Here is a 25,778-nt window from a genome sequence, read left to right as displayed (position 1 = left end):
GGGACAATGACGCTCATGACCATCCGCGCCGAATTCCAGCCGACCGTCGACGAATTCCTCTCCAACCTCCACTCCTTCGCCACCGGTGATTACCTCAAGCCGGACGAGAAGGAGTTCTGGGAGCAGCCCTTCGACCCGGCGGTCCTGCCGGAGCTGCGGGGGATCCTCGAGAAGTTTCTCGATGCCCTCGATGTCCTCCCCGCCGACCCGACCGCGGACACGCTGGTCAAGGTCGTCCAGGTCACCGTCGACTCCCTCCTCGCCTTCAACGGGCGCAACCACGATGCTGTGCTCGAGCCTGAGGAGACGGCCGAGCTCAATGAACTCATCCATGACGCCTCCGCCGCCACCGGCGCGGACGATGAGGCACTCGCCGAGCTGCCGGAGATCGATTAACTCTTCCACCACCACCGCCCCCGCCGCCATCTTCTGGGACATGGACGGCACCCTCGTCGACACCGAGCCCCTGTGGGAACGGTTCACCTATGAACTCAGCGAACGCATGGGCCGGCGGCTGACGCCGGCGCTGCGGGAGACGACCATCGGCGGCAGTTTCGGCCATACCGTCCAGGTGTGCGCGAACCACGCCGGTCTCACCGTCACCGAGGACGACCATCCGCGCTACCGCGCCTTCATGTACGAGCGGATGGCGGAGCTGATGCACGCCGAGCTCGCCCCGAATCCGGGGGTGACCAGGCTGCTCGCGGATCTGGCCACCCGGGAGCTGCCCATGCTGGTGACCACCAACACGGAGCGGGTGCTGGCGGACCTGTCGATCGCGGCCGTCGGCACACATTTCTTCACCGGCTCCGTCGCCGGTGATGAGGTGCCCAGCCCCAAGCCCGCCCCGGACATGTACCTGCGTGCAGCAGAGCAGGTGGGCGCGGACCCCGCCGACTGCCTCGTCTTCGAGGATTCCTTCACCGGCATGACCGCCGCCGTGGCAGCGGGCTGCCGGGTCATCGGCCTGCCCTGGTACTCGGACACGGTGGTGCCGGAGGGCGTGGTCACGCTGGAATCTCTGCACGACCGGAATAATTTCGAGGGTGTGAACGCCGACACGGTATTCCACTGGTTCCACCAACTGGAGCGCTGAACAACGGGGCATGGAATAATGTCCTCCCGTGAAGAACTTTGACTCCCTGTTTGCCGAACTCACCGAACGTGCCACGTCCCGCCCCGAGGGCTCCGGGACCGTGGAAGCCCTGGACAAGGGCGTGCACCATATCGGCAAGAAGATCATCGAGGAGGCCGGGGAGGTCTGGATCGCGGCCGAGTACGAGTCCGACGAGGAACTGGCCGGGGAGATGAGCCAGCTCATCTACTGGACCCAGGTCATGATGGTCGCCCGCGGGCTGACCCCCGAAGACATCTACAAGAACCTCTAGGAGACCACCATGATCAAGATCGCAGTCCCCAACAAGGGTTCCCTGTCCGAGGCGGCCGTGGAGATCCTCCGCGAGGCCGGCTACAAGGGTCGCCGGGACACCAAGGCACTCAACGTCTTCGACAAGGTCAACGACGTCGAGTTCTTCTTCCTGCGCCCGAAGGACATCGCCATCTACGTGGCCAACGGCAAGCTCGACCTGGGTATCACCGGCCGCGACCTCGCCCGTGACTCCCGCGCCGAGGTCACCGAGGTGCTCTCCCTCGGTTTCGGTGGCTCCACCTTCCGCTACGCCGCCCCTGCCGATGAGATCTGGACCGTCGAAGACCTGGCGGGCAAGCGCATCGCCACCTCCTATCCGAACCTCGTGCGCGACGACCTCGCCGCCCGTGGCCTGGAAGCCGAGGTCATCCGTCTCGACGGCGCGGTGGAGATCTCCATCAAGCTCGGTGTCGCCGACGCCATCGCCGATGTCGTGTCCACCGGCAACACCCTGCGCCAGCAGGGTCTGGCCCCCTTCGGTGAGCCGCTGGTCTCCTCGGAGGCGGTCATCGTCGGCCGCAAGGACGTCGAGGTCACCGCTGAGCAGAAGGTGGTGCTGCGCCGCATCGAGGGCATCCTCCGCGCCCAGAACTACCTCATGCTCGACTACAACGTCTCCCGGGAACAGCTGATCGAGGCCACGAAGATCACCCCGGGACTGTCCGGCCCGACGGTCTCCCCGCTCGCGCGGGAGGACATGGTCGCCGTGCGCGCCCTCATGCCGCGCAAGGACGCCAACGCCATCATGGACGAGCTCTCTGAGCTCGGTGCGGAGGCGATCCTCGCCACCGAGCTGCGTATCGCCCGGATATAGGGGCCGGAAAGGCTCCGGCTACTATGGGTAGGTGAATCTCCACGATTTCACTTCTGAGAGCTCGATCACTGAGAGGAACCCCCACCACCATGGCGAACCCCCCGGAGCAGTCTGTGGACGTCGCTGACGACGCATCGCTTGAGACCACCACGACGGTCGTCCGCAAGACCCGGACCGAGGAGGATCTCCTCGGTCAGCTCGAGGTCCCGGCCACCGCCTACTACGGCATCCACACCATGCGCGCGCTGCACAACTTCCAGATCTCGCGCACCACGATCAACCACGTGCCCGAGTTCATCCACGGTCTGGTGCAGGTGAAGAAGGCCGCCGCCATGGCCAACCGCCAGCTGCACACCCTGCCGGCGAAGAAGCACGAGGCCATCGTGTGGGCCTGCGACCAGATCCTCAACGAGGGCCGGTGCATGGACCAGTTCCCCCTCGACGTGTTCCAGGGTGGTGCCGGAACCTCCGTGAACATGAACGTCAACGAGGTCATCGCGAACCTGGCGCTGGAGTATCTGGGAGAGGAGAAGGGCAGCTATGACATCATCAACCCCAACGATGACGTCAACATGTCCCAGTCCACCAACGATGCTTATCCGACGGGCTTCCGCCTCGGGCTGCACGCCACCCTGAACACCCTCATCCAGCAGATGGAGGACCTGCAGAAGGCCTTCCGCGCGAAGGGCCGTGAGTTCCAGGACATCCTGAAGATGGGCCGCACCCAGCTGCAGGACGCCGTGCCGATGACCCTCGGTGACGAGTTCAACGGTTTCGCCCACAACCTGGCCGAGGAACAGGCCGTCCTGCGCAACGCCGCGGACCGCCTCCTCGAGGTCAACCTCGGCGCCACCGCCGTGGGCACCGGCGTGAACACCCCGCCCGGTTACCGCCACCAGGTCACCGCGACCCTCGGCGAGGTCACCGGCCTGGAGATCAAGTCCGCCCTCGACCTCGTCGAGGCGACCAGCGACACCGGCGCCTACGTCCATGCCCACTCGGGTGTCAAGCGCGCGGCGATGAAGCTGTCGAAGATCTGCAACGACCTGCGTCTGCTCTCCTCCGGCCCGCGTACCGGCCTCAACGAGATCAATCTCCCGCCGCGCCAGGCCGGTTCCTCGATCATGCCGGGCAAGGTCAACCCCGTCATCCCGGAGATGGTCAACCAGGTCTGCTTCAAGGTCTTCGGCAATGACCTCACCGTGACCATGGCCGCTGAGGCAGGTCAGCTGCAGCTCAACGTCATGGAGCCGGTGATCGCCGAGTCGCTGTTCCAGTCCATCCGTTTCCTGGGCAACGCCGCGACCGCCCTGCGGGAGAAGTGCATCGAGGGCGTCACCGCCAACCCGGAGGTCTGCCGCTATTATGTGGAGAACTCCATCGGCATCGTCACCTACCTCAACCCGTTCATCGGCCACCACAACGGTGACCTGGTGGCCCGCGAGGCCGCCGAGACGGGCCGTTCCGTCAAGGAGATCGTCCTGGAGCGCGGGCTCATGGAGCCCGACGTCCTGGACCGTGTGCTGAGCAAGGAGAACCTCATGCACCCGGTGTTCCGCGGCAAGCTCTACCTGGACGGCGAGGAGTAGTTCCCGCGCCCCCGGTTCATCCCGGTGACCGCCCCGCACACCCGACTGTGCCGGGCGGTCTTTCCGTTCCGTGGCCACCCCGCGGGCAGTAACCTGGCCTCATGGGCACACCACTGACGGACGTCGCCATCGCGCAGGCACACACCCTCGAGCCGATCACCGACATCGCCGCCCGGGCGGGCATCCCGCCGCAGGCCCTGATCACCTACGGGCCGGACAAGGCCAAGGTGGACATCACCCGGCTACCGCCAGGCCGGCCCCGGGGCCGGCTCGTGCTGGTCACCGGCATCTCACCCACCCCGGCGGGGGAGGGCAAATCCACCGTGCTCATCGGCCTGGCGGATGCCCTGACCCGGCTGGGCCACCGGGCAGCCGCCGCACTGCGGGAACCCTCCCAGGGCCCGGTCATGGGGATCAAGGGCGGGGCCGCCGGGGGCGGATACTCCCAGATCGTGCCCATGGAGGAGATCAACCTCCACTTCACCGGGGATTTCCACGCCATCGCCGCCGCCACCAACACCCTGGCGGCACTCGTGGACAACCACGTCCACCAGGGCAACGTCCTGGGCATCGACTCCCGGCGCATCGTGTGGCAGCGCTGCCTGGATGTCAGCGACCGTTCCCTGCGCGACATCGTCACCGGCCTGGGTGGCCCGGCCCACGGCACCCCGCGGGAGACCGGTTTCACCATCACCGCAGCCTCCGAGATCATGGCGGTACTGTGCCTGGCCACGGACCTCGCGGACCTCAAACACCGCCTCAGCCGGCTCACGGTGGCCTTCACCTTCGACGATGAACCGGTCACCGCCGGAGACCTCGGCACCACCGGTGCCCTGGCCGCCCTGCTCAAGCAGGCGATCAACCCCAACCTCGTGCAGACCCTCGGCGGCACCCCGGCCTACGTCCACGGCGGGCCCTTCGCCAACATCGCGCACGGCTGCAACTCCCTGATCGCCACGCAGGTCGCCCTCCGGCACTCGGAGATCGTACTCACCGAGGCCGGTTTCGGTTCCGACCTGGGGGCGGAGAAATTCTTCGACATCACCGCCCGCTACGGCCGACTCGACGTCCACGGAGCGGTGGTCGTCGCCACGATCCGCTCCCTGAAATTCAACGGCGGTATGCCGCGGGAGGAACTGACCCGCGGGGACCTGCACCACCTCCAGGCCGGGGTGAAGAACCTCGCCCGGCACCTGTCCAACATCCAGCAGTTCGGCGTGAACCCGGTGGTGGCGGTCAACCTGTTCACCACGGACACCCCCGCCGAACGGGAGTTCATGAAGGCATGGGCGAGAGATTTCCGGGTCCCCCTCGCGGAGGTCGAGGTATGGGCGAAAGGCGGGGCCGGCGCCGAGGACCTGGCCCGGACCGTCCTGGGGCACCTCTCCGAAGGCGTCACTCGCCTCTACGACCCCGACCAGGGGGTGGAGAAGTCCATCGAGACCATCGCCCGGCGGATCTACCGGGCCACCAGGGTGGAGTACACCCCGCAGGCCCTGCGCGACCTGGCGGTGATCAGACGGCACGGCTGGGACAAGCTGCCCGTGTGCATCTCCAAGACGCCCTATTCCTTCAGCGACGACCCCACCCGGCTCGGCGCCCCCAGCGGCCACACCCTGCACGTGCGCCAACTCCTCCCGCGCACCGGCGCCGGCTTCATCGTGGCGCTGACCGGATCAGTGATGACGATGCCGGGGCTGCCGGACCACCCGGCCGCCGACCACATCGACATCGACGAGGGCGGACGGATCTCAGGACTGTTCTGAGCGGGACGGGCAGCCGTTCTTAATCCGCGGTGCTGCCCGGCCAACCAGGATAATCGGGCGTGGTACCCCCGAATTCCGGGCACTGCGCCTGGAAGGAGCACCAGCCACACAGCTTGGAGGTCTTCGGCCGGAAGCGCCCGGCCTTCCCGTCGCCCTCGATCTTGGCCCACAGGTCGCCTAAGTCGCGTTCGAAGTACTCGAGCTCCTCCTTCGACGGTGCCAGGAACATCGAGTCGAGGACCTTGAGATACATCAGGCGCAGCTGGTGGGGGATGGTCCCGTTGAGGCGCCAGTACACCAGAGCGTAGAAGCGCATCTGGAACTGGGCGTCGTGGCTGTAGCGGGGGATGGGCTTCTTGCCGGTCTTGTAATCGACGACACGGACCTCCCCGGTGGGGGCGACGTCGACGCGGTCGATGAAGCCGCGGACCGGCACGCCGTTGGGCAGGACGGTGTTGACGTACATCTCCACGGCGTGGGCGTCGAAGCCCTGGGGGTTCTCCATCTCGAAGTAACCGCGCAGCAGGCTGCGGCACTCGACGAGGAAGTCCAGCAGGTTCTCCTCGGGCACCAGTTCATCGAGTTCGGCATCGGCGGCGGTCATCGCCGCCCACTGGGGCTTGAGCTGCCTGACGGCGGCCGGGTAGGTGCGTTCCTCCCGGGGCTGGGCGTGCATGTGCTCGAGGACGGCGTGGACGAGGTTGCCCTTGACCTGGGGGATCGTCTTCGGCTCGGGGAGCCGGTCGATGGCGCGCAGCCGATAGAGCAGGGGGCACTGCTGGTAGTCGGAGGCACGGGAGGGGGACAGGGCAAGGGGGCGTGGAGCAGTCGACGTCATAATGGCCCTCACTTTATCCATGGCAAGCTGGAGACATGAATCAGACTCGTGACTTCCTCGACTTCATCGCGGCCTCACCCAGCTCCTACCATGCGGCACGCGTGGTCGCCGACCGGCTTGTCGACGCCGGTTTCACCCCCCAGCAGGAGACCTCCCCGTGGGACGCCGCCCCGGGCGGCCACGTCATGGTCCGCGGTGGGGCGGTGATGGCGTGGTGGGTGCCGGAGGATGCCTCCCCGGATTCCGGTTTCCGGATCCTCGGCTCCCACACCGATTCCCCGGGTTTCACCCTCAAGCCCGTGCCGGAGTCCTCGACCTGCGGCTGGGCGCAGGCGGGCGTGGAGGTCTATGGTGGGCCGATCCTGGCCTCCTGGCTGGACCGGGAGCTCACCTTCGCCGGCCGGGTCGTCCTCGGTGACGGCTCCGTGCGGCTGGTCAACACCGGCCCCATCGCCCGGATCCCGCACCTGGCTGTCCACCTTGACCGCTCCAAGGAACTGACCCTGGACAGACAGCTGCACATGCAGCCGGTGCTCGGCCTGGCGGGGGAGGGTGCCTCCTCGGTGCTGGATGTGGTGGCGTCCACGGTGGGGGTGGACAAGAACGACATCGACGGCTTCGACCTGATCACCGCCGACACCCAGCCGGGACAGGTCTTCGGCGCGGACGGCGAGCTCATTGCCGCCGGCCGGATGGACAACCTCAGCTCCGTGCACGCCTCGCTGCTGGCGTTGCTGCGCGCGATCGAATCCGGCGACACCGGCGCGGACGTCCTGGTGCTGGCCGCCTTCGACCACGAGGAGGTCGGCTCCGCCAGCACCACCGGTGCGGCCGGCCCCATCCTGGCGGATGTGCTCACCCGCACCGGCCTGGCCCTGGGGGCGGATGAGGAGGGCCTGCGGCGTATGTACGCCCGCTCCAGCTGCGTATCGGCCGATGCCGCCCACTCGGTGCATCCCAACCACGCCGGCAAGCACGACCCCGGCCACCACCCGCTGATCAACGGCGGCCCGGTGGTCAAGATCAACGCCAACCAGCGCTACGCTTCCAATGCGGAGACCGTCGCCCAGTGGCAGCGCGCCTGCCGGGCCGCCGGGGTGCCCTCGCAGTCCTTCGTCGGCAACAACTCCGTGCCCTGCGGCTCGACGATCGGCCCGATCACCGCCACCCGCCTGGGTATCGCCACCGTCGACGTCGGCGTGCCGCTGCTGTCCATGCACTCCGCCCGCGAGCTGGCCGGGGTCTCGGACCAGCTGTGGTTCGTCGACGCGCTTGAGGCATACTTGATCAATCGTTGATCCACCCCCTCAAGGAGTCTCCATTGGCCAATTCCGGCCCCTTCCAGCCCGGCGACCGCGTCCAGCTCACCGACGCCAAACGCAGGCACTTCACCATCGTCCTGAGCCCCGGGGAGAAGTTTCACACCCACAAGGGTGAGATCCTCCACGATGACATCATCGGCATGGAGGAGGGCACGGTCATCCGCTCCTCCATGGCGGGGGAGTACCTGCTGTTCCGCCACCTCATGGTCGACCACGTGCTGTCCATGCCGCGCGGCGCGGCCGTGATCTACCCGAAGGACTCCGCCCAGATCCTCATCGAGGGCGACATCTTCCCCGGCGCGCGGGTACTGGAGGCGGGCGCCGGTTCCGGTGCCCTGTCCATGGCGCTGCTGCGCGCCATCGGGCACGAGGGCAGGCTCATCTCCTATGAGATCCGGGAGGACCACCTCGAATTCGCGGAGTCCAACGTCGACGAATTCTTCGGCGGCCGTCCCGCCACCTGGGATCCGCGCCTGGGCGATCTCACGCAGGTGGGCGTCGAGGATCTCGGCGGTCCGGTGGACCGGGTCATCCTGGACATGCTCGAGCCCTGGGAGTGCCTGGACGTGGTGCGTGAGGTGCTCATCCCGGGCGGGGTGTTCATGACGTACGTGGCCACCGTTCCGCAGCTGATGAAGGTGATGGAGGGTATCCGCGCCCAGCAGTGCTTCACGGAGCCGAAGGCCTGGGAATCGCTCGTGCGCGAGTGGAAGGTGGAGGGTCTGGCCACCCGCCCGGAGCACCGGATGAACGCGCACACCGCCTTCCTGGTCTGGGCCCGGCGACTCGCCGACGGGGTCACCCCGCCGCGCCCGCAGCGCCGCGCCCGCAAATAGCGTCCCGCCAGGGGTCTCCCTGGGAATGGCCCGGGGATGAGCAGGCCCTCAGGTGGCGGGGGTTACAGTTGAGGTATGGAAAGCTCCCAGATCACCGATCCTGCTCGCCTGCAGCGTGAGGTCCAGACGTTGAGCAGCCGCAACGCCAAGCTGTCCCAGCTGCTCAAAGCGTCCCGGGACCGGCTCAAGGACCTCTCCGCCCAGGTCGACGCCCTCGCGGAGCCAGCCTCCACCTACGGCGTCTACCTCGGGGACAGCGAGGGCAGCCATGACGCGGAGGTGTACACCTCCGGCCGCCGCATGCGCCTGAAGATCTCGCCGCACATCGATCGCGCTGAACTCCTCCCGGGCACGCTGGTGCGCCTGGGCGACGGCTCCATCGTCGTGGAGACCTGCGGCTTCCCGGAGACCGGCGAGTTGGGGATGCTCACCGAACGCATCACCGGCAACCGCGCCCTGGTGGCCAACTCCACCGGTGAGGAACAGCTGGTACGCCTGGCCGAGCCGCTGCGCGGCACCGCGCGCGCCGGGGACACCCTGCTGGTGGACACGAAGGCAGGCGTCGCGCTGGAGCGCATCCCCAAGACGGAGGTCGCGCAGCTCTCGCTGGAGGAGGTCCCGGACGTCACCTACGCCGACATCGGTGGCCTGGACGAGCAGATCGACCAGATCCGCGACGCGGTTGAACTGCCCTTCTCCCATCCGCAGCTCTACCGTGACTATCAGCTCAGCCCGCCGAAGGGCGTGCTGCTCTACGGCCCGCCCGGCTGCGGTAAGACGCTGATCGCCAAGGCGGTGGCCAACTCGTTGTCCGCGCGCGTGGGCGACGGCTCCGCCAGCTACTTCCTCAACGTCAAGGGCCCGGAGCTGCTGAACAAGTACGTCGGCGAGACCGAACGCCGCATCCGGCTGATCTTCGAGCGCGCCCGGGAACTGGCGGAGGACGGCCGTCCCGTCATCATCTTCTTCGACGAGATGGAGTCGATCTTCCGCACCCGCGGGTCGGGGGTGTCCTCCGACATGGAGACCACCATCGTCCCGCAGCTGCTCACCGAGCTCGACGGCGTGGAGAACCTCGCCAACGTCATCATCATCGGTGCGACCAACCGGGAGGAGCTCATCGACCCGGCGCTGCTGCGCCCGGGGCGGCTCGACGTCAAGATCCGGGTGCAGCGCCCCACCCGCGACGGGGCCCGCGACATCTTCACCCGCTACCTCACCGGGAACGTGCCGCACGCCGTGCCGGTGGGCGAGCTGATCGAGGCGGGCGTCGAGAAGCTTTTTGAGCCGCGGCCCTATGTCGAGCTCACTCTCGTCGACGGGGAGATCGAGGTCCTCGACTACTCGGACTTCGTCTCCGGGGCGATGATCGCCAACATCGTCGACCGGGCGAAGAAGCTGGCCATCAAGGACCACCTGGCGAAGGTCAGCGAGGCGGGTGTGACGGTCGAGCACATCCACCAGGCGGTGGCCGCCGAGCAGAACGAGAGCGAGGATCTGCCGAACACCGCGAACCCGGACGAGTGGTCGCGGATCGCGGGCCGTCACGGCAAGCGCGTCATCCAGGCACGAGTGATTGGTTAGGGTTGATCAACATGTCCAGATTCATGGGTACCGAAACCGAGTACGGCATCTCCACCCCGGGAAACCCGGAGCTCAGCCCCATCGTCACCTCCACCCACGCGGTGGTCGCCTACGCGGCGATGAACACCGGGGCGCGGTCGCGCTGGGATTATGAGGAGGAGTCGCCGCTGAAGGACACCCGCGGCTTTGACCTGCGCCGCTACCACACCGTGCCGGTCGTGGAGCCGGATGCGGTGGGCATCGCGAATGTGGTCACCGCCAACGGGGCCCGGTTCTACGTCGACCACGCCCACCCGGAGTACTCCTCCCCGGAGGTGTCCAACGCCTACGACGCGATGGTCTACGACGCCGCCGGGGACCTCATCCTGCTCAAGGCCGCCGCCGATGTCGCCGCCCTCTACGAGGAGGGGGTGTCCATCCTCAAACACCACGAGCCGTGCCCGCCGCTGAAGTTCTACAAGAACAACGTCGACGGCAAGGGGGCCTCCTACGGGGCGCACGAGAACTACCAGTATTCGCGCCAGACGGACTTCGAGGTGCTCACCCAGGCGATCATCCCGTTCTTCGTCACCCGCAACATCATCATCGGTGCGGGCCGCATCGGTATCGGTGAGGCAGGGGAGCGCGACGGGTTCCAGATCTCCCAGCGGGCGGACTACTTCCACCAGGAGATCTCCCTGGAGACCACCCTCAACCGCGGCATCGTCAACACCCGCGACGAGCCGCACGCCAACGCCGTGCACTTCCGCCGCCTGCACACCATCGTCGGCGACGCGAACATGTCGCAGACGGCGACCTTCCTCAAACTCGGCATGACCAAACTGGTCATCGACGCCATCGAGGACGGTGTGGACTTCACCGACCTGCGCCTGGATGATCCGGTCGCCGAGATCAAGAACGTCTCCCACGACCTCAGCCTGCGCCACCGCCTCAAGCTTGTCGACGGCCGCGAGCTCACCGCCCTGGAGATCCTGCGGCTCTACCACTCCCGGGTGCGCCCGGTCGACGAGGTCGACGAGCGGGTCATCGCCCTGTGGGCGGAGGTCATGGACCTGCTGGCCGAGGACCCGATGAAGACCTCCCACCTGCTCGACTGGACGGCGAAGGCTGCCCTGATCAAGGCCTACGTCGACCGTGGGGTGGATATCGCGGACCCCAAGCTCAAGCTCATCGACCTGCAGTACTCCGACATCGACCCCGCGAAATCGCTGTACCACGCGCTGGTGCGCAAGGGCCGGATGCTCACCCTGGCCACCGACGAGGAGATCGAACAGGCGGCGAACACCCCGCCGGCCGATTCCCGCGCCTGGTTCCGCGGTGCGGTCTCCGCCCGCTTCGGCGAGGACATCATCGCGGCCAGCTGGCAGACGATGATCCTCAAGTACAGCGAGGGCACCGCCCGCCTGCAGACCGGCGAGGTGGACAAACTCACCCGGGAGCACGTCGGGGAGATCATCAACTCAGCCGAGAACACCGATGAGCTGCTGGCCGGACTGGCGGAGATCGGTTTCACCCCCGACCACTACATCACCCACCACAACAAGACCCACATCAACAAACCCCACCAGCACTAAGAAGGAGACCACCATGACCGGACCCCAGACCCAGATCAGCTCAGGCGGCGACGACAAGGACGGCTCGGGCGACGACGCCTTCCAGGCCGGCCAGGCCCAGCTCAACACCACCGGCACCGACGACCTGCTCGATGAGATCGACGGCCTGCTCGAGACCAACGCCGAGGAGTTCGTCCGTTCCTACGTGCAGAAGGGCGGGCAGTAGGCCCCCATGAGCAGCCCCACTGAGTCACCCGTGTTCGCCCGCCGCATCGTCGGCGTGGAGACCGAATACGGCATCACCGCGGTCACCGGCGACGGTGGCCGCACTCTGAGCCCCGACGAGATCGCCCGCTACCTGTTCCGGCCGGTCGTCTCCCGGCACGCCAGCTCGAACATCTTCACCCCCAACGGCTCCCGCCTCTACCTGGATGTCGGCTCCCACCCGGAGATCGCCACCGCCGAGTGCGACAGCCTCACCCAGCTGCTCAACCACGAGCAGGCCGGGGACCGGGTGGTCAACGACCTGGCGGTGCAGGCGGAGGCCGCACTGGCCGCAGACGGCATCGACGGGCGGGTCTACCTGTTCAAGAACAACGTCGACTCGGTGGGTAACTCCTACGGCTGCCACGAGAACTACCTCGTCGGCCGCCGGCTGCCCCTGCGCAGCCTGGGCAAGCAGCTCCTGCCCTTCATGATCACCCGCCAGCTGATCTGCGGGGCGGGCATGGTGGGGCGTGCCGGCGGCGGCTTCCCGGCCGGTTTCCTCCTCTCCCAGCGCGCCGACCAGGTCTGGGAGGGCATCTCCTCGGCCACCACCCGGGCCCGGCCCATCATCAACACCCGCGATGAGCCCCACGGGGACGCGGAGCGTTTCCGCCGCATGCACGTCATCGTCGGTGACTCCAACATGTCCGAGACGACCTTCGCCCTCAAGATCGGCTCCACCCTGCTGGTACTCGAGATGATCGAGGCCGGCGTGGCCCTGCCGGACTTCGAGATGGACAACCCCATCGGCCACATCCGCGACATCGCCCGCGACCTCACCGGCGCCACGCAGCTGGACCTCAAGTCCGGCGGCACCGTCACCGCCCTGCAGGTCCAGGAGGCCACCCTGGCCGCCGCCACCGCCTGGCTGGATGAGCGCCCCGACGAGGGCACCCCCACCGCCGAGCTGCGGAAGGTGGTGGACCTGTGGACCCGCCAGCTCGAGGCGATCCGCACCCAGGACTTCTCGCAGGTGGACCGCGAGATCGACTGGGTGATCAAACTCAACCTGCTCAACCGCTACCGGGAACGCCTCGGTGAGGACTGGACGCATCCCAAACTCGCCCAGGTCGACCTCGCCTACCACGACATCCGGCCTGACCGTGGCCTGTTCCCCATGCTGGAGGGCAGGGGACTGGTGAAGCGGTGGACCGATGACGCGGCGATTGCCGCGGCCGTCAACACGCCGCCACAGACCACCCGAGCGCGGCTGCGCGGGGAGTTCATCACCTGCGCCGAAGCCCTCGGCGCACCCGTGACCGTCGACTGGGTCAACCTGAAGGTCAACGGGCCGGAACCGCGTGTGGTGGAACTCTCAGACCCCTTCGCCGCGGTTGACGAGCGCATCGACGGCCTCCTGGCCTATCTTGAGGACAACGCCGGTGTCTACGGGAGGGTCTAGATGGTCAAACAGATGGAGGCGGTCACACGCCTGACCAACCTCGCCTTCGCGCTTCTCGACGCCGACCGCAACGGCGGCCGCATGCTCACCCCGGCCTGGATCCGCGACCACGTCGACGGCTACCAGGACCTGAGCCGGGAGGCCTTCCTGACCAAGCTGCGCCGCGACATCGACACCCTGGCGCGCGCCGGGGTGCCGCTGGAATCGGCCACCGGTACGGACGGGGTGACCACCTACCGGCTGCTCTCCGACCAGTACGACCTCCCCGAGGTGAACTTCACCGCCGAGGAGGCGGCCGTGCTCGGCCTGGCCGGGGAGATGGGGCGCAGCAGCGAACTCGGCGCCTTCGCCCGCTCCGGCTGGACCAAGCTCGCGGCCGCAGGTGTGCGTCGCGACCTCTCCCAGGCGCCGGTGTTCACCACCGTCAACGATCTGCACCGTCTGCCCCCGACACTGCTCAAGGACCTGCTCACCATCATCCGGCAGGGGTTGCGCATGTCCTTTGACTACGTGGCCACCCCCACCGCCGACCCGGTGCGACGGGTCATGGATCCGTGGGGCCTGGTGACCCTGCACGACAGGCTCTACCTCGCCGGCCACGACATCGACCGCGACCAGCCACGGGTTTTCCGCCTCCGGCGCATCCGGAACGTGAAGGCCTCACGTACCCCGGCCACCCACACCGAGCCCCCGGCGGATCTGCAGAGAATCGTCGAGGACTCCCTGCGCGCCGGGCGCGTGCGTGTCGACGCCGTCCTCACCATCCCCGAGGGCACCGCCCTCGAGCTCGCCGAGGCGGGCACCCGCCGCACCGACGGCCTGGTCGAGCTTGTCGACGTCGACCGGGACTGGCTGGCGCGCACCGCCGCCGGCTTCGCCCCGGCCGTCATCGTGCACGAGCCTGCGGACGTGCGCGCCGAAGTCATCGCCCTGCTTGAGGAGGTGGCCCGCTGAGATGTCCCGACCCGTGGATTCCCCCGCGAAACTGGACACCCTGGTCCGGGCGCTCAACCTCATCCCGTATTTCCAGGCGTATCCGGAGCGCACCGTGCTCGAGGCTGCCCGCGACCTGGGCCGGGACCCGGCCCGGCTCATCGACGAGCTGACCCGCCTGGCCTGCTGCGGGGTCGGCCCCTGGCCGGAGGAGCTGGTGGATCTGACCGCCACCTACAAGCAGGTGCAGATCACCAACTCCCAGGGCATGGACCGACCCCTGCGTCTGACACCCACGGAAGCCGGTGTCCTGCTGCTGACCCTTGAGTCGTTGGAGGCGATGCCGGGGCTGACCGACCGGGAGGCGGTGATCTCGGCGGCGGCGAAGCTGCGCGGGATTCTGGGGGAGGAGACCGTGGCCATCTACGACTCCTTTGCCGCCGACGACCCGGCGGAGCACACCTCCCAGGAGATCCTCCGGGAGGCGATGGAGGCCGGCCGCAGAGTGCGCTTCACCTACCGGTCGCACTCCTCGGACCGCACGAGTACCCGGGTGGTCGACCCGGCGCGGATCTTCGTCACCGGCGGGGAAACCTACCTCACCGCCTGGGAGGAGAGCTCCGGCCGGCACAAGAACTTCCGTGCCGACCGCATGAATCAGGTCCGGATCCTTGACGATGGCTCCACACCCCACCTGGAGTCCCTGCCCTTCGACTCGGATGACCCTTTCGGATACCGGTTGATCACCGAGCAGGCCGAGCTGCTCATCCACCCCGAGCACACGTGGCTGGCCGATTATTTCCCGGTCACCCTCGGGGAGGTGGCCGAGGACGGCTGGGTGAGCGCACGGATGCCGGTCGGTTCAAAGGAGTGGCTGGTACGTTTCGCGCTGGGTCAGTCCGACCGGCTGAAGGTCACCGGCCCACCGGAGCTGGTGGCGGAAATGCGGGACTCGACGGCCTCGGCTCTGGCCGCATACCATTGATTCCTTGCAGTGTGGGGCAGAAGTGTTAACGTAATCCTGATCCTTCCAGTTCCACCGAAAGGCCCCCATGCCCAACATCGGTCCCACCGAGCTCATCATCATCGTCGTCGTCCTGATCCTGCTGTTCGGCGCGAAGAAGCTCCCGGATGCGGCCCGCTCCCTCGGCCGGTCGATGCGCATCTTCAAATCGGAGGTCAAGGAGATGAGCAACGACGATCAGCCCCAGGCCGCCCCGCAGCCGGAGCCGGGCCAGATCGCCCCGCCGCAGGGTTACTGGGATCAGCCGCAGAACCAGCCGCAGCAGCCCCAGCAGCAGCCGGGTCCGACCGGCAAGCCGGGCCAGCCCGGTCAGCAGCAGTACCCCAACCAGCCGAACCAGTAGCCGGGGGTCACGTCGACGATGTCCCAGTCCGGTGACGTCACGCAGAGGCGCCCTCGCCTGAAGAAGAGGAAGAAGTCGCCGGCCGGTGAGATGCCACTGGTTGAGCACCTCCAGGAGCTGCGCCGCCGCGTGATCATCTCCCTGCTCGCCCTGCTGGCGGGCACGGTGGTCGGTTTCGTGTGGTACCAGTACGCCCCCTTCGGGCTCATGCCCTTAGGTGAGATCCTGCGGGGGCCCTACTGTGCGCTGCCCCCGGAGAACCGCGCCTCTTTCACCTCGGATGGCGAATGTCGCCTGCTGGCCACCGCCCCTCTGGAGATGTTCATGCTGCGCCTGAAAGTCGGCGCACTGGCCGGCATGGTGCTTTCCTCCCCGGTGTGGCTCTACCAGCTCTGGGCCTTCATCGTCCCGGGTCTGCACAAGAAGGAACGCCGCGCGACCTTCACTTTCGTCACCCTGGCGGTGCTGCTGTTCGTCGCCGGTGCCGTGCTGGCCTACTTCATCATCCACTTCGGCCTGCAGTTCCTGCTCACCATCGGTGACCAGACGCAGGCAGCGGCGCTGACCGGTGAACGCTACTTCAATTTTCTGTTGGCGTTCCTGCTCATCTTCGGCGTCAGCTTCGAGGTGCCGCTGATCCTCGTCATGCTCAACATCATCGGTGTGCTCGAGTACGAGGCGATCAAGGAGAAGCGGCGGATGATCATCCTCCTCCTGTTCATCTTCGCGGCGTTCATCACCCCGGGCCAGGAGCCCTTCTCCATGGTTGCTCTCGCCGTGGCACTGACACTGCTGGTCGAGATGGCGCTGCAGTTCGCCCGCTTGAACGACAAACGCCGTGACCGTCAGCGCCCGGAGTGGATGGACCTGGACGATGAGCAGGCCTCGCCGCTGGGCACCGCTCCCGGCGGGGTGGACGCGCCAGCCCCGGTCAGTCCTGCTCGGCCGGTGGCTGCCTCGCGCCCGGCCACCGACAGGCGTTTCGACAACTTCGACGACGTGCTCTAGCCCGGCACGTAAGCACTCCCATGCGCTAGTCTGGCGCCCAGCACCGCACCGTGGTTGCTGGGCGCCTCCGGTCTTCTGGGGTGTTCCCGATTGAACTGGTGCGGACCGCTACGGCACGGCCCTCTCGGGGCCCGGGGGTTCGAGTCCCCCTACTCCTCTCAAATGGGTTGCCGTCGCCCGGAATTTCCCCGGTGGTGGCCAGCGGCCCGGCCCGATCCTGTGCACCTTTGAGCACAGGGGACGCCCCGGTGCCCCGCCGGCCCCGGCCCCGGCCGGCGGCAACCCCCTCAACTTCTCCGGGTGATTGCATTGGGTCTTTTCCGTTCTCGTTCCGTCGACCGTGGCTGGACCATGTACTCACCGTTGTCGGATGGCCCGGGCCAGCGGCCCGGCTGGCAGCCATCACCGCTGTGTTCACCTGTACCGCGGGCCGGGCACGCCGTGCTGCGCCAGCGCGAGGGGGAGACCACCCGCCTGAATGCCCGCGAGTTCTCCCGGCCGGGGGATCGTTTCCTGCAGGTTGATCTGCGCCGGCGCCTGATTCAGGTGCATCCGCAGTCGATCCCCACCGCTGACGCCCTGACCGTGACGATCACGCTGGCGCTGTCGGCGCGCACCGTCGACCCGGTCGCCTTCATCATCGATTCCCAGGGACCGGACGAGGAGATCTACCTCGCCGCCCAGATCGCACTGCGGGAACTCGTCGCCGGACTCCCACTGGAAGCTTTCGTCGGCACCCGCATTGACCTCGCCCCGGTGCTCGCAGCCGCGCAGGAGGCGGCCGGGGCTGTCGGGGTGCAGGTGACCACGGTCCTGCTCAAGGACGTCAGTCTGCCCAAGGAATACTCCTCCGCGCTGCAGGAGGCACTGGTGGCCAAGGTACAGGCCGAGACCGACCTGGAGCGCGCCCGCACCGAGGTCAAGACGACCCGGGCGCGGCTGGCCAGCGCCAAGGTGCTGGAACAGAACCCCGTCCTGGCACGGATCCGCATGCTCGAGGCGTTGCCGCCCGGCTCCACCATCGAGGTCCGCGGTGAACAGCTCTAGCCGGCCCTGACCCGGGGGAGCGTGCCACCGGGTCTGTCCCGCTCACAGACCCCTTTTTTCAGTAACCTGGGAGCCATGAACGCCACTGACAGCCAGGCCAGCCACCTCGCGGAGTTCACCTCCCGCCTGAGCTTCCCGCTGGATGACTTCCAGCTCCGGGGTTGCCAGGCGGTCGAGGAGGGCCACGGGGTGCTCGTCTGTGCCCCCACCGGAGCCGGCAAAACCATCGTCGGCGAATTCGCGGTCTCCCTGGCACTGTCCCAGGGGACGAAATGCTTCTACACCACGCCGATCAAGGCGCTGAGCAACCAGAAGTACCACGACCTCGTCGAAGTCCACGGGGAGCAGGCGGTCGGCCTGCTCACCGGCGATGTGTCCATCAACGGCAACGCCGAGGTCGTCGTCATGACCACCGAGGTGCTGCGCAACATGATCTACGCCGGCTCCAATACACTCGACCGGCTCAGCCACGTGGTCATGGACGAGATCCACTACCTGGCTGACCGGGAACGCGGGGCGGTGTGGGAGGAGGTCATCCTCAACCTCGACGAACGCGTCAACATCATCGGCCTGTCGGCCACCGTGTCCAACTCCGAGGAGTTCGGCGACTGGCTGTCCACCGTGCGCGGTGACACCAAGGTCATCGTCACCGACCTGCGGCCGGTACCGCTGGAGCAGTGGATGCTGGTCGGCCGGAAGCTCTACCCCCTGTTCGAACCGGGCACCGGCGGCCAGGTCAACCGCGAACTGGAACGGCGTATCGAACGCCTGGAATCCGCCGAGGCGGAGGAGGGGCGTTCCGACTGGGAATCCGGCCGCGGTTTCCGCGCGCGTGCCGAAGGCCGGCGCTCCGGGGTCAAACGCCCCGAGGACCGCCAGAAGCCGGTGGGCCGCCCCGATGTCATCCGGGTGCTCCAGGGCATGAAGATGCTGCCCGCCATCACGTTCATCTTCTCGCGTGCCGGCTGCGACGGGGCACTGTTCCAGTGTCTGCGTTCCAACCTCATCCTCACCACCCAGGAGGAGGCGGAACGGATCGAGGAGATCATCGACGCCGGGGTGGAGGGCATCCCGGAGGAGGACCTGGAGATCCTGCAGTTCTCCCAGTGGAAGGCGGCCCTCAAGCGCGGTTTCGCCGCCCACCACGCCGGCATGCTGCCCGCCTTCCGCCATATCGTCGAGGACCTGTTCGTCCAGGGCCTGCTGCGCGCGGTCTTCGCCACCGAGACCCTCGCCCTGGGCATCAACATGCCCGCCCGTTCCGTCGTGCTGGAGAAGCTCGTCAAATTCGACGGCGAGGGCCACGTCGACCTCACCCCGGGCCAGTACACCCAGCTGACCGGACGCGCGGGCCGCCGCGGCATCGACGTCATCGGACATGCGGTGGTGCAGTGGGCCCCTGCCATGGATCCACGGGCGGTGGCCGGGCTGGCGTCGACACGCACCTACCCGCTGATCTCCACCTTCGCGCCGGGCTACAACATGGCCGTCAACCTGCTGAACATGATCGGCTTCGAACCTTCGCTGCGCCTGCTGGAGAAATCCTTCGCCCAGTACCAGGCCGATGAATCCGTCGTCGACGACGTCCGGGAGATCGAACGCGCCGAACACCGCGTCACCGACCTGCGCACCCAGCTCACCTACGCCATCGCCACCTTCGCCCCACCCGCCCGCGACGGCGAGGACGCCGCAGACCTGCTCATGGACTACATGCGCCTGCGCCGGGAGATCACCGACGAGGAGAAGGCTGCACGCATCTACTCCATGGAACAGCGCCACCAGGAGACCATCACCCTGCTGGGTAAGATGCAGGTCGGCGACGTCATCGCCATCCCGGGGCGTAAACACCCCGTCCTGGCGGTGGTGGTCACCCCGGCCAACCAGACCGCCGACCCGCGCCCCTGGGTGACCACGGAACAGGGCTGGTCGGGGCGTATCGACGCCGAGTCCTTCGCCAACCCGCCCATGACCCTGGGGCACATGCGCCTGCCGCGCAACGTGACCAAGGAACCGCGCCGCAACACCCGGTATGTCACCGAGCAGTTCCGCCGCCACAGCTACGGCCGACCGAAGAAGATGCGCGAGCACGCCCGGGTGCGCGAATCGAAGAAGGTCACCGAACTGCGCGATGCTCTACGCCGCCACCCGGTGCACCACTGGCCCTCGACCGACCGGGAGCAGCTGGCCCGGGTGGGCGAGAAGCTGGCGCGCCGGGAACGCGAGCTCGACCGGCTGACGGCACGGGTGGAGAAGGCCACCGACACCCTCGGCCGGCATTTCGAGCGCATCATCGGCCTGCTCTCTGAGATGAGCTACGTCGCCTTCGAGGGCACCGGCCCGGAGCGCACACCGGTGATCACCCCGGAAGGTGAGCTGTTATCCCAGATCCACAACGAATCCGATCTGCTGGTGGCCCAGTGCCTGCGCCGCGGTATCTGGAATGAGCTGGACCCGGCGGAGCTGGCCGGGGTGGTGTCGCTGTGCACCTTCGAGAACCGGAAGTTCACCGGTGGGGAGCCGCAGCCGGCCACCGACCGGATGGGGGAGGCCATGAATGCCACCATGCGGGTCTGGTCGGAGCTGGCCGCCGATGAGAAACGCCACCACCTGCCGGTCACCCGGGAACCGGAGGCGGGTTTCGCGCTGGCGATCCACCAGTGGGCCGCCGGTGCCCCGCTGGGTTATTGCCTGGCCGCGGCCGCGGACTCGGGTGCGGAGATGAGCCCGGGTGATTTCGTGCGCTGGTGCCGCCAGGTCATCGACCTGCTCGACCAGGTGGGTAAGACCGCCTACACCGACGATGTGCAGGCCAACGCCCGGCGCGCGATCAACGCGATCCGCCGGGGTGTCGTGGCCATCGGCTCCTAAGAACGGGGTGCGCGGTGGTCACCGACGGCGAGCATGTCAGCGCCGCCCTGCTGCTGGACCCGGAGGCGTTGCTGCTGTGCGGTCTCATGTGGGCAGGAAACGGCCACCAGGCCAGTGACCGGGTGTGTGCGGTGCTGGCGGGCGCGGACTTCTATGATCCCCACCATGGCCGGTTGTTCGAGTTGATCGCCACGCGCCGGGCGGTGGGCCAGCCCACGGATCCGGCGAGCCTGCGTTCAGCCCTGTCGGCCCAGGGCAGTGCTGCGGCGCTGCCGCACCGGACGGCGGAGTCCGTCCTGCTGGATCTGGCGACCCTCGGGGTGCGCGCCGAGCAGGTGCTCAGCTACGCCGACCAGGTACTCGGTGCCTCCTACCGCCGGCAGTTCCAGGCGATGGCGGCCGCGCTGGTGCATGCAGGGGAGACCGCCCCGGAACACGACCTGTTCCGGATCATGGTGGCACACGGTAAGGCCCAGCGGGCGGCCTGGCAGCGGCGTCAGGTGCTGCGGGAAGTGCTACCCGGGGATCAGTAGGCGCGCTGGAGAGCCTCGACCGCCGCCGCGATCTTTCCCCGGTGGGCGGCGACCTGGGCCACGGTGGCGATGCCGAGGTTGTATCCCAGCGGATCGGAGATCAGCGCCTGGACGGCCACGATCTCACCATCCACGATCACCGGTCCGCCGGAATCACCCTTGATCGCCTTGGGGCTGTTGTGCAGGATCGCCGCGGAGGTGACCAGGGTGCGCAGGTTGCGTCCCAGCGCGAAAGGCAGGTGGGCGATGACCCGGCCGTGGCGCTGCTGCACATGGCGGGCACCACCGCCGAAACCCTCGGTGCGGGTGGGGGCGAGCCAGGGGGCACGGGATGTCGATAAGCGCAGCAGATCGGCAGGGGGCGCGGGTGCGTCCAGGCGGAGCACCGCGAGATCGGTGCGCGGGATGCGCACGGCGCCGAGCACGTGTGCCCGGCCGACCTTGATCGGCCCGGTGCGACCGCGCAGGAAATGCGCGCAGCTGAGTACCAGATCGGTGCGGGTGTGTTCGGCGGCCTGCAGGTCCGGGCTGATGAGCACCCCGGAGCAGTAGGAACGGCCCGAAGACAGGCGGACGGTGATGGCAGAGGACACGCCACCCCAGGGTAGTGGTGCCTACGATGGACGGCATGGCTGAACTCTTCGACACACACGTCTATGCCCGCCGCCTCACCGAGGCCGCCCGCCTGTGCCGGGTACAGGGGCTGGCGGGGCTGATCATCGGCACGGGCCCGGAGCTGGCCTATCTCACCGGCTCCTGGCTCAGCTCCCACGAACGCCTCACCGCCCTCGTTGTCCCCGCCGACGGCACACCCGTGCTCCTCGTGCCCGGCACGGATGTTGGCGATATCGCCCATTCCGCGGTACCCGAACTCAACGTCGAGGTCCGCGGCTGGAACGACGGGCAGGATGCCCACGCCCTGGCCGTGGAGATCCTGCCCTCAACCGGCGCGGTGGCACTCGGCTCCTCACTGACCACCCTCCACGTCCTCACCCTCCAGCACCACCTCGACGGGCGCGAGACCGTGGCGGCGGCGACCACGCTCAAGGAACTGTTCATGCGCAAGGACCTCGCCGAGGTCGAAGAACTCCATAAGGCCGCAGTGGCCATCGACCGCGTCCACGAGCGGGTACCGAAGCTGCTGCGCGCCGGGCGCACGGAAGCACAGGTGGCGGCCGACCTGCACGCGCTGATCCTCAAGGAACACGATGCGGTCGATTTCGTCATCGTCGGCTCCGGACCCAACGGCGCCAACCCCCACCACAGCCACTCCGGCCGGGTCCTGGAAACCGGTGACATCGTCGTCGTCGATGTCGGCGGCACCCGCGGGCCCGGCTACCACTCCGATTCCACCCGCACCTACGTCGTCGGCGGCATCGAACATGCCGACCCGGAGGCTGTCGCCGCCTACGAGGTGCTGGCACAGGCCCACGCCGCCGCCGTGGCGCAGGCCCGCCCCGGGGTGACGGCAGCCTCCGTGGATGCCGCTGCCCGCGAAGTGATCAGCCGCGCCGGGTACGGGGAGTACTTCATCCACCGCACCGGCCACGGCATCGGTCTGTCCACCCACGAGGAGCCCTACATCATGGCCGGCAACGGTCTCGTGCTGGAACCGGGGATGTGCTTCTCCATCGAGCCGGGGATCTACCTGCCCGGGAAGTGGGGAATGCGGCTGGAGGATATTGCTGTTGTGTCAGATAACGGTATAGAGTTACTGACACGTCAACAAAGAGATCTGAGGTAAACACCCCCATGAGCACCACCCGCGCCCTGTTCGTCGGCCACGGCACCCCCATGAACGCCATCGAGGACAACGACTACACCCGCACCTGGACCAAACTCGGCGAACAGCTCACCCAGGAAGCCCCGCGGGCCATCCTCTCGATCTCTGCCCACTGGTACACCCGCGGCACAGGTGTCACCGCCATGACCAACCCGCGCACCATCCACGACTTCTGGGGCTTCCCCCAGGAACTCTTCAACGTCCAGTACAACGCGCCGGGCGACCCGGAGATCGCCGAGCTGGTCCGCGACATCGCCAAGCCCACCCTCGTCCAGAATGACCAGGACTGGGGACTCGACCACGGCACCTGGTCCGTGCTCAAACACATGTTCCCCGAGGCCTCCATCCCCGTCGTCCAGCTCTCCCTCGACGCCTCCAAGCCGCTGGGCGAGCACGTCTCCCTGGGCACCCGCCTGGCCAAACTCGCCACCGACCACAACGTCCTCATCGTCGGCTCCGGCAACGTCGTCCACAACCTCTCCATGGTGCAGTGGCACGCCGGCGACACCGGTTTCGGCTGGGCAGACTCCTTCGACGAGGCCGCCCGCGACCTCATGCTCACCGATCCCGACCGCCTCGAGGCCCTGCGCGACCACGCCGGCTACACCCGCTCCGTACCCACCCCCGACCACTTCCTGCCCCTGGCCTACATCGCCGGCGTCTCCGCCGCCATCGGTGACAGCGAAGTCGACGTCTTCAACGAGCAGCGCACCATGGGTTCACTGTCGATGACCGGATACCGCGTGGCATCCTGAGGGTCATGAACGGCATCCTCCTGCTCGGCGCCACCTCCGACATCGGCGGCGAACTGACCCGACGCCTCTGCCCGGGGCGCCCGGTCGTCCTCGCCGCCCGCAGACCCGACTCGCTTACCGACATCGCGGCCCAGCTGCGCAGTGCCGGTGCCACGCAAGTCCACACCCTCGCCTTCGAGGCCACCGACCTGACCTCCCACCGCGAGGTCGTCACCCGGGCGCAGGAACTCACCGGGGGAGTGGCAACCACCATCCTCGCCTACGGCATCCTCGGCGACCAGCAGCGTGCCGAAACCGACGAGACCCACGCCGCCGAGATCGCCACCATCGACTACACCGCCCAGATCAGCATGCTCACCGTCCTGGCGGATTCAATGCCCCACGGCGAGATCATCGCCTTCTCCTCCATCGCCGGCTGGCGGGCCCGCCGCGCCAACTACGTCTATGGCTCCACCAAAGCCGGCCTCGACGCCTTCTGCCAGGGACTCGCCGACCGACTCCACGGCAGCAGACTCCGCCTGATCACCGCCCGCCCCGGCTTCGTCATCGGCTCCATGACCCAAGGCATGACACCCGCCCCCATGTCCGTCACCCCAGACCAGGTCGCCGACGCCGTGGCCACAGAGATCCACACAGGGAAGGGCAGCACCACCCTCTGGATCCCCCGACGCCTCCAGCTGCTCGCCTGGGTGATGAAACTCGTCCCCCGACCCATCTGGCGCCACATGCCCCGCTAACAGACCCCGCGATCACCCCACCACGCCCCCAGACCCCCGCAAAGAGCTCGTGTCAGAATCAGAAGGCGCTGGCACAGACGCCGAGTGTCACTACTGTCGAAGTGCCTGGTTATGTGGACTCCGTGGGTTTCTTCCGCCGGGAGGGTAGTGTTCCAGCCTCTGTGCGCAAGTGCCCGGTAAACGGTCGTTTGCAGCCACATCCGGTGGGGTGTCATCAACCGCCGCGGGCACGGTCGAGGAAGTCCTCCAGCCCGGGGGCTTCCCACCCCACGGGCACGGACCACATCTGCACGAACTCAGGACTGATCCTGCTGCGCTCGTCTTCAAGGACAAGGCGGGCTACCTCCTCATCGAGGGTGGCGAGAATAAGATCCTGCCCGGGGAAGACAAAGGAGATGGGCCCGGGCTCGGGGAGCGCGCTGTGGAGGACAAGGTGGACCAGGGTGCCCTCGGCGGCGTCTTCCAGACCGGGTTCTTTACTTCTGATCTCTTCCCACTCCAGGTAATGGTGTTCGAGCTTGCCGGGTGGTTTCAAGAGTTTCTTGATCCGCGAGGTGCCTCTGAGTAAGCCGACGCAGCATTCCCTCCCGGTCTCCTTCTCGGAGACAAACAGCAGGGTGAGACGAGGTGGATCCACGAATGCGAACACTTTCCTGTCCTCTCCTTTTCTCGGGGATCTGACCGGCACGTGCAGCGTCGACTAGCGGTTTCTTCCGATAGCCGCGGTGTACCTCGCCCTGGGGCATATCCCAGGCAACAGGGTACTACCAGCTGTCGCCGGTCCTGCCCAGTTCTTCGCAGATGGCCGCCAGCTCTTCTGGATCTATCTGACGGAGAAACTTCGTTCGTTCTCCGATTTGGCGGGAGCGGGTGAGGAGCGTATTGGTGGGGTAGGAAGTCAACTCTTCCCTGGTGGCCGTGATATCTGAGATGTAGCCACCTCCCCAGGCCTTCGTCCAGAGCCCCTCGTCGGTGACCACGGGGGTGATCCAGAACAGTTCTTGAGGGTCGTGCGGAAACTGGATCGTCTGCCCCTCGTTGTCCTGGGTTGCCGTGCTGAGATTAACGGTGAACACTCCTCTCTTCGGCTCGGAGAAGGTGATCTCTCCGATATTCTCCGGTGGCCTCCATGGGTCCTGGGCTAGAGCATCGCGAATGTCCTCGTCGATCGCGTAAATCCGAGTGACTGCCGCATCACAGACCACGACATGGGCGAGGACGTCGCCGTTGTCATCCAGGGAAATCGCCATTTCCCCTACTGGAACGGCGGTGACGAGGTTACCGCAGGCCACGAGGCCTGGAATCAGACAGGCAAGCAGACAAAGCGCCACGCCACGGATCGGTTTT

At 67.4% G+C, this 25,778-nt stretch carries 26 protein-coding genes; 22 read left to right on the top strand and 4 right to left on the bottom strand.

Going from position 1 to position 25,778, the window contains the following annotated elements; translation table 11 throughout:
• Window positions 1-15: 15 nt before the first annotated feature.
• The 6 genes from EAH68_RS07400 (at window position 16) to EAH68_RS07375 (ending at window position 5,598) form a co-directional block, all read left to right on the top strand.
• A complete protein-coding gene (locus EAH68_RS07400; protein ID WP_126120685.1) occupies window positions 16-396 on the top strand; it encodes a hypothetical protein in 381 nt (126 codons plus the stop codon).
• The gene (locus EAH68_RS07395) at window positions 362-1,096 is read left to right on the top strand and encodes an HAD family hydrolase (RefSeq protein WP_277600462.1); all 735 of its coding nucleotides are present in this window, start codon (window positions 362-364) and stop codon (window positions 1,094-1,096) included. The genes EAH68_RS07400 and EAH68_RS07395 overlap by 35 nt, the downstream gene beginning before the upstream one ends.
• Window positions 1,097-1,124: 28 nt before the next feature.
• The gene (locus tag EAH68_RS07390; RefSeq protein WP_126120683.1) at window positions 1,125-1,388 is read left to right on the top strand and encodes a phosphoribosyl-ATP diphosphatase; all 264 of its coding nucleotides are present in this window, start codon (window positions 1,125-1,127) and stop codon (window positions 1,386-1,388) included.
• 9 nt (window positions 1,389-1,397) lie between these two features.
• A complete protein-coding gene (gene hisG / locus EAH68_RS07385; protein ID WP_126120682.1) occupies window positions 1,398-2,243 on the top strand; it encodes an ATP phosphoribosyltransferase in 846 nt (281 codons plus the stop codon).
• A gap of 89 nt (window positions 2,244-2,332) precedes the next feature.
• Window positions 2,333-3,832 carry an aspartate ammonia-lyase gene (aspA, locus tag EAH68_RS07380; protein ID WP_126120681.1) on the top strand — a complete coding sequence of 500 codons (1,500 nt, stop codon included), beginning with the start codon at window positions 2,333-2,335 and terminating at the stop codon, window positions 3,830-3,832.
• A gap of 101 nt (window positions 3,833-3,933) precedes the next feature.
• Window positions 3,934-5,598 (top strand): formate--tetrahydrofolate ligase, encoded by a 1,665-nt coding sequence (locus EAH68_RS07375; protein WP_126120680.1) that lies wholly within the window; start codon window positions 3,934-3,936, stop codon window positions 5,596-5,598.
• A gap of 19 nt (window positions 5,599-5,617) precedes the next feature.
• Here EAH68_RS07375 and EAH68_RS07370 read toward each other — a convergent pair whose 3' ends face one another.
• Window positions 5,618-6,436 (bottom strand): RecB family exonuclease, encoded by an 819-nt coding sequence (locus EAH68_RS07370; RefSeq protein WP_126120679.1) that lies wholly within the window; start codon window positions 6,434-6,436, stop codon window positions 5,618-5,620.
• A 35-nt stretch (window positions 6,437-6,471) separates the two neighbouring features.
• Here EAH68_RS07370 and EAH68_RS07365 point away from each other — a divergent pair, with 35 nt between their 5' ends.
• The 13 genes from EAH68_RS07365 to EAH68_RS07305 all read left to right on the top strand — a co-directional run bounded on the left by EAH68_RS07365 (window position 6,472) and on the right by EAH68_RS07305 (window position 21,156).
• The gene (locus EAH68_RS07365; protein WP_126120678.1) at window positions 6,472-7,734 is read left to right on the top strand and encodes a M18 family aminopeptidase; all 1,263 of its coding nucleotides are present in this window, start codon (window positions 6,472-6,474) and stop codon (window positions 7,732-7,734) included.
• Window positions 7,735-7,757: 23 nt separating this feature from the next.
• Window positions 7,758-8,594 (top strand): tRNA (adenine-N1)-methyltransferase, encoded by an 837-nt coding sequence (locus tag EAH68_RS07360; protein ID WP_126120677.1) that lies wholly within the window; start codon window positions 7,758-7,760, stop codon window positions 8,592-8,594.
• A gap of 75 nt (window positions 8,595-8,669) precedes the next feature.
• Window positions 8,670-10,178 carry a proteasome ATPase gene (arc, locus tag EAH68_RS07355; protein WP_126120676.1) on the top strand — a complete coding sequence of 503 codons (1,509 nt, stop codon included), beginning with the start codon at window positions 8,670-8,672 and terminating at the stop codon, window positions 10,176-10,178.
• 11 nt (window positions 10,179-10,189) lie between these two features.
• On the top strand, window positions 10,190-11,752 hold the full coding sequence (gene dop, locus EAH68_RS07350; protein WP_126120675.1) for a depupylase/deamidase Dop: 1,563 nt from the start codon (window positions 10,190-10,192) through the stop codon (window positions 11,750-11,752).
• A 13-nt stretch (window positions 11,753-11,765) separates the two neighbouring features.
• Entirely contained in the window at window positions 11,766-11,957 is a 192-nt protein-coding gene (locus EAH68_RS07345; protein ID WP_126120674.1) for a ubiquitin-like protein Pup, read from the top strand.
• Window positions 11,958-11,963: 6 nt separating this feature from the next.
• The gene (gene pafA / locus EAH68_RS07340; protein ID WP_126120673.1) at window positions 11,964-13,400 is read left to right on the top strand and encodes a Pup--protein ligase; all 1,437 of its coding nucleotides are present in this window, start codon (window positions 11,964-11,966) and stop codon (window positions 13,398-13,400) included.
• On the top strand, window positions 13,401-14,354 hold the full coding sequence (locus EAH68_RS07335; RefSeq protein WP_126120672.1) for a helix-turn-helix transcriptional regulator: 954 nt from the start codon (window positions 13,401-13,403) through the stop codon (window positions 14,352-14,354).
• A 1-nt stretch (window position 14,355) separates the two neighbouring features.
• Window positions 14,356-15,318, top strand: a complete 963-nt coding sequence (locus tag EAH68_RS07330) for a helix-turn-helix transcriptional regulator (protein ID WP_126120671.1) — start codon at window positions 14,356-14,358, stop codon at window positions 15,316-15,318.
• A gap of 67 nt (window positions 15,319-15,385) precedes the next feature.
• Window positions 15,386-15,700 (top strand): Sec-independent protein translocase subunit TatA, encoded by a 315-nt coding sequence (tatA, locus tag EAH68_RS07325; protein WP_126120670.1) that lies wholly within the window; start codon window positions 15,386-15,388, stop codon window positions 15,698-15,700.
• Between the two features lie 18 nt (window positions 15,701-15,718).
• Window positions 15,719-16,708, top strand: a complete 990-nt coding sequence (gene tatC, locus EAH68_RS07320; RefSeq protein ID WP_439647616.1) for a twin-arginine translocase subunit TatC — start codon at window positions 15,719-15,721, stop codon at window positions 16,706-16,708.
• Between the two features lie 309 nt (window positions 16,709-17,017).
• Window positions 17,018-17,755, top strand: coding sequence for a slipin family protein (locus EAH68_RS07315; protein ID WP_164546429.1), 738 nt, complete (start codon window positions 17,018-17,020; stop codon window positions 17,753-17,755).
• A 75-nt stretch (window positions 17,756-17,830) separates the two neighbouring features.
• On the top strand, window positions 17,831-20,623 hold the full coding sequence (locus EAH68_RS07310; RefSeq protein WP_126120669.1) for a DEAD/DEAH box helicase: 2,793 nt from the start codon (window positions 17,831-17,833) through the stop codon (window positions 20,621-20,623).
• A gap of 14 nt (window positions 20,624-20,637) precedes the next feature.
• Window positions 20,638-21,156, top strand: coding sequence for a DnaB-like helicase N-terminal domain-containing protein (locus EAH68_RS07305; protein ID WP_126120668.1), 519 nt, complete (start codon window positions 20,638-20,640; stop codon window positions 21,154-21,156).
• Here EAH68_RS07305 and EAH68_RS07300 read toward each other — a convergent pair.
• Window positions 21,150-21,749, bottom strand: a complete 600-nt coding sequence (locus tag EAH68_RS07300) for a S1 family peptidase (RefSeq protein ID WP_126120667.1) — start codon at window positions 21,747-21,749, stop codon at window positions 21,150-21,152. The genes EAH68_RS07305 and EAH68_RS07300 overlap by 7 nt on opposite strands.
• A gap of 35 nt (window positions 21,750-21,784) precedes the next feature.
• On the opposite strand from EAH68_RS07300, the gene EAH68_RS07295 reads away from it, so the two are divergent.
• Genes EAH68_RS07295 through EAH68_RS07285 form a run of 3 tightly spaced genes read left to right on the top strand, consistent with a single transcriptional unit; the run spans window position 21,785 to window position 24,431 of the window.
• A complete protein-coding gene (locus EAH68_RS07295; RefSeq protein ID WP_126120666.1) occupies window positions 21,785-22,900 on the top strand; it encodes a M24 family metallopeptidase in 1,116 nt (371 codons plus the stop codon).
• Window positions 22,901-22,908: 8 nt separating this feature from the next.
• The gene (gene ygiD, locus EAH68_RS07290) at window positions 22,909-23,694 is read left to right on the top strand and encodes a 4,5-DOPA-extradiol-dioxygenase (protein WP_126120665.1); all 786 of its coding nucleotides are present in this window, start codon (window positions 22,909-22,911) and stop codon (window positions 23,692-23,694) included.
• Window positions 23,695-23,699: 5 nt separating this feature from the next.
• Window positions 23,700-24,431 carry an SDR family oxidoreductase gene (locus EAH68_RS07285; protein WP_126120664.1) on the top strand — a complete coding sequence of 244 codons (732 nt, stop codon included), beginning with the start codon at window positions 23,700-23,702 and terminating at the stop codon, window positions 24,429-24,431.
• 214 nt (window positions 24,432-24,645) lie between these two features.
• Here the strand turns inward: EAH68_RS07285 and EAH68_RS07280 are convergent, their stop codons facing one another.
• Both EAH68_RS07280 and EAH68_RS07275 read right to left on the bottom strand, forming a co-directional pair.
• A complete protein-coding gene (locus EAH68_RS07280; RefSeq protein WP_241228339.1) occupies window positions 24,646-25,119 on the bottom strand; it encodes a hypothetical protein in 474 nt (157 codons plus the stop codon).
• 76 nt (window positions 25,120-25,195) lie between these two features.
• Window positions 25,196-25,681 (bottom strand): hypothetical protein, encoded by a 486-nt coding sequence (locus EAH68_RS07275; RefSeq protein ID WP_126120663.1) that lies wholly within the window; start codon window positions 25,679-25,681, stop codon window positions 25,196-25,198.
• Window positions 25,682-25,778: the final 97 nt, after the last annotated feature.

This window comes from Corynebacterium hylobatis (assembly GCF_003955685.1).
GTDB classification, from domain to species: domain Bacteria; phylum Actinomycetota; class Actinomycetes; order Mycobacteriales; family Mycobacteriaceae; genus Corynebacterium; species Corynebacterium hylobatis.
Note: the sequence above shows the minus strand (reverse complement) of the source record. Positions and strands in the feature narration are given on the sequence as shown.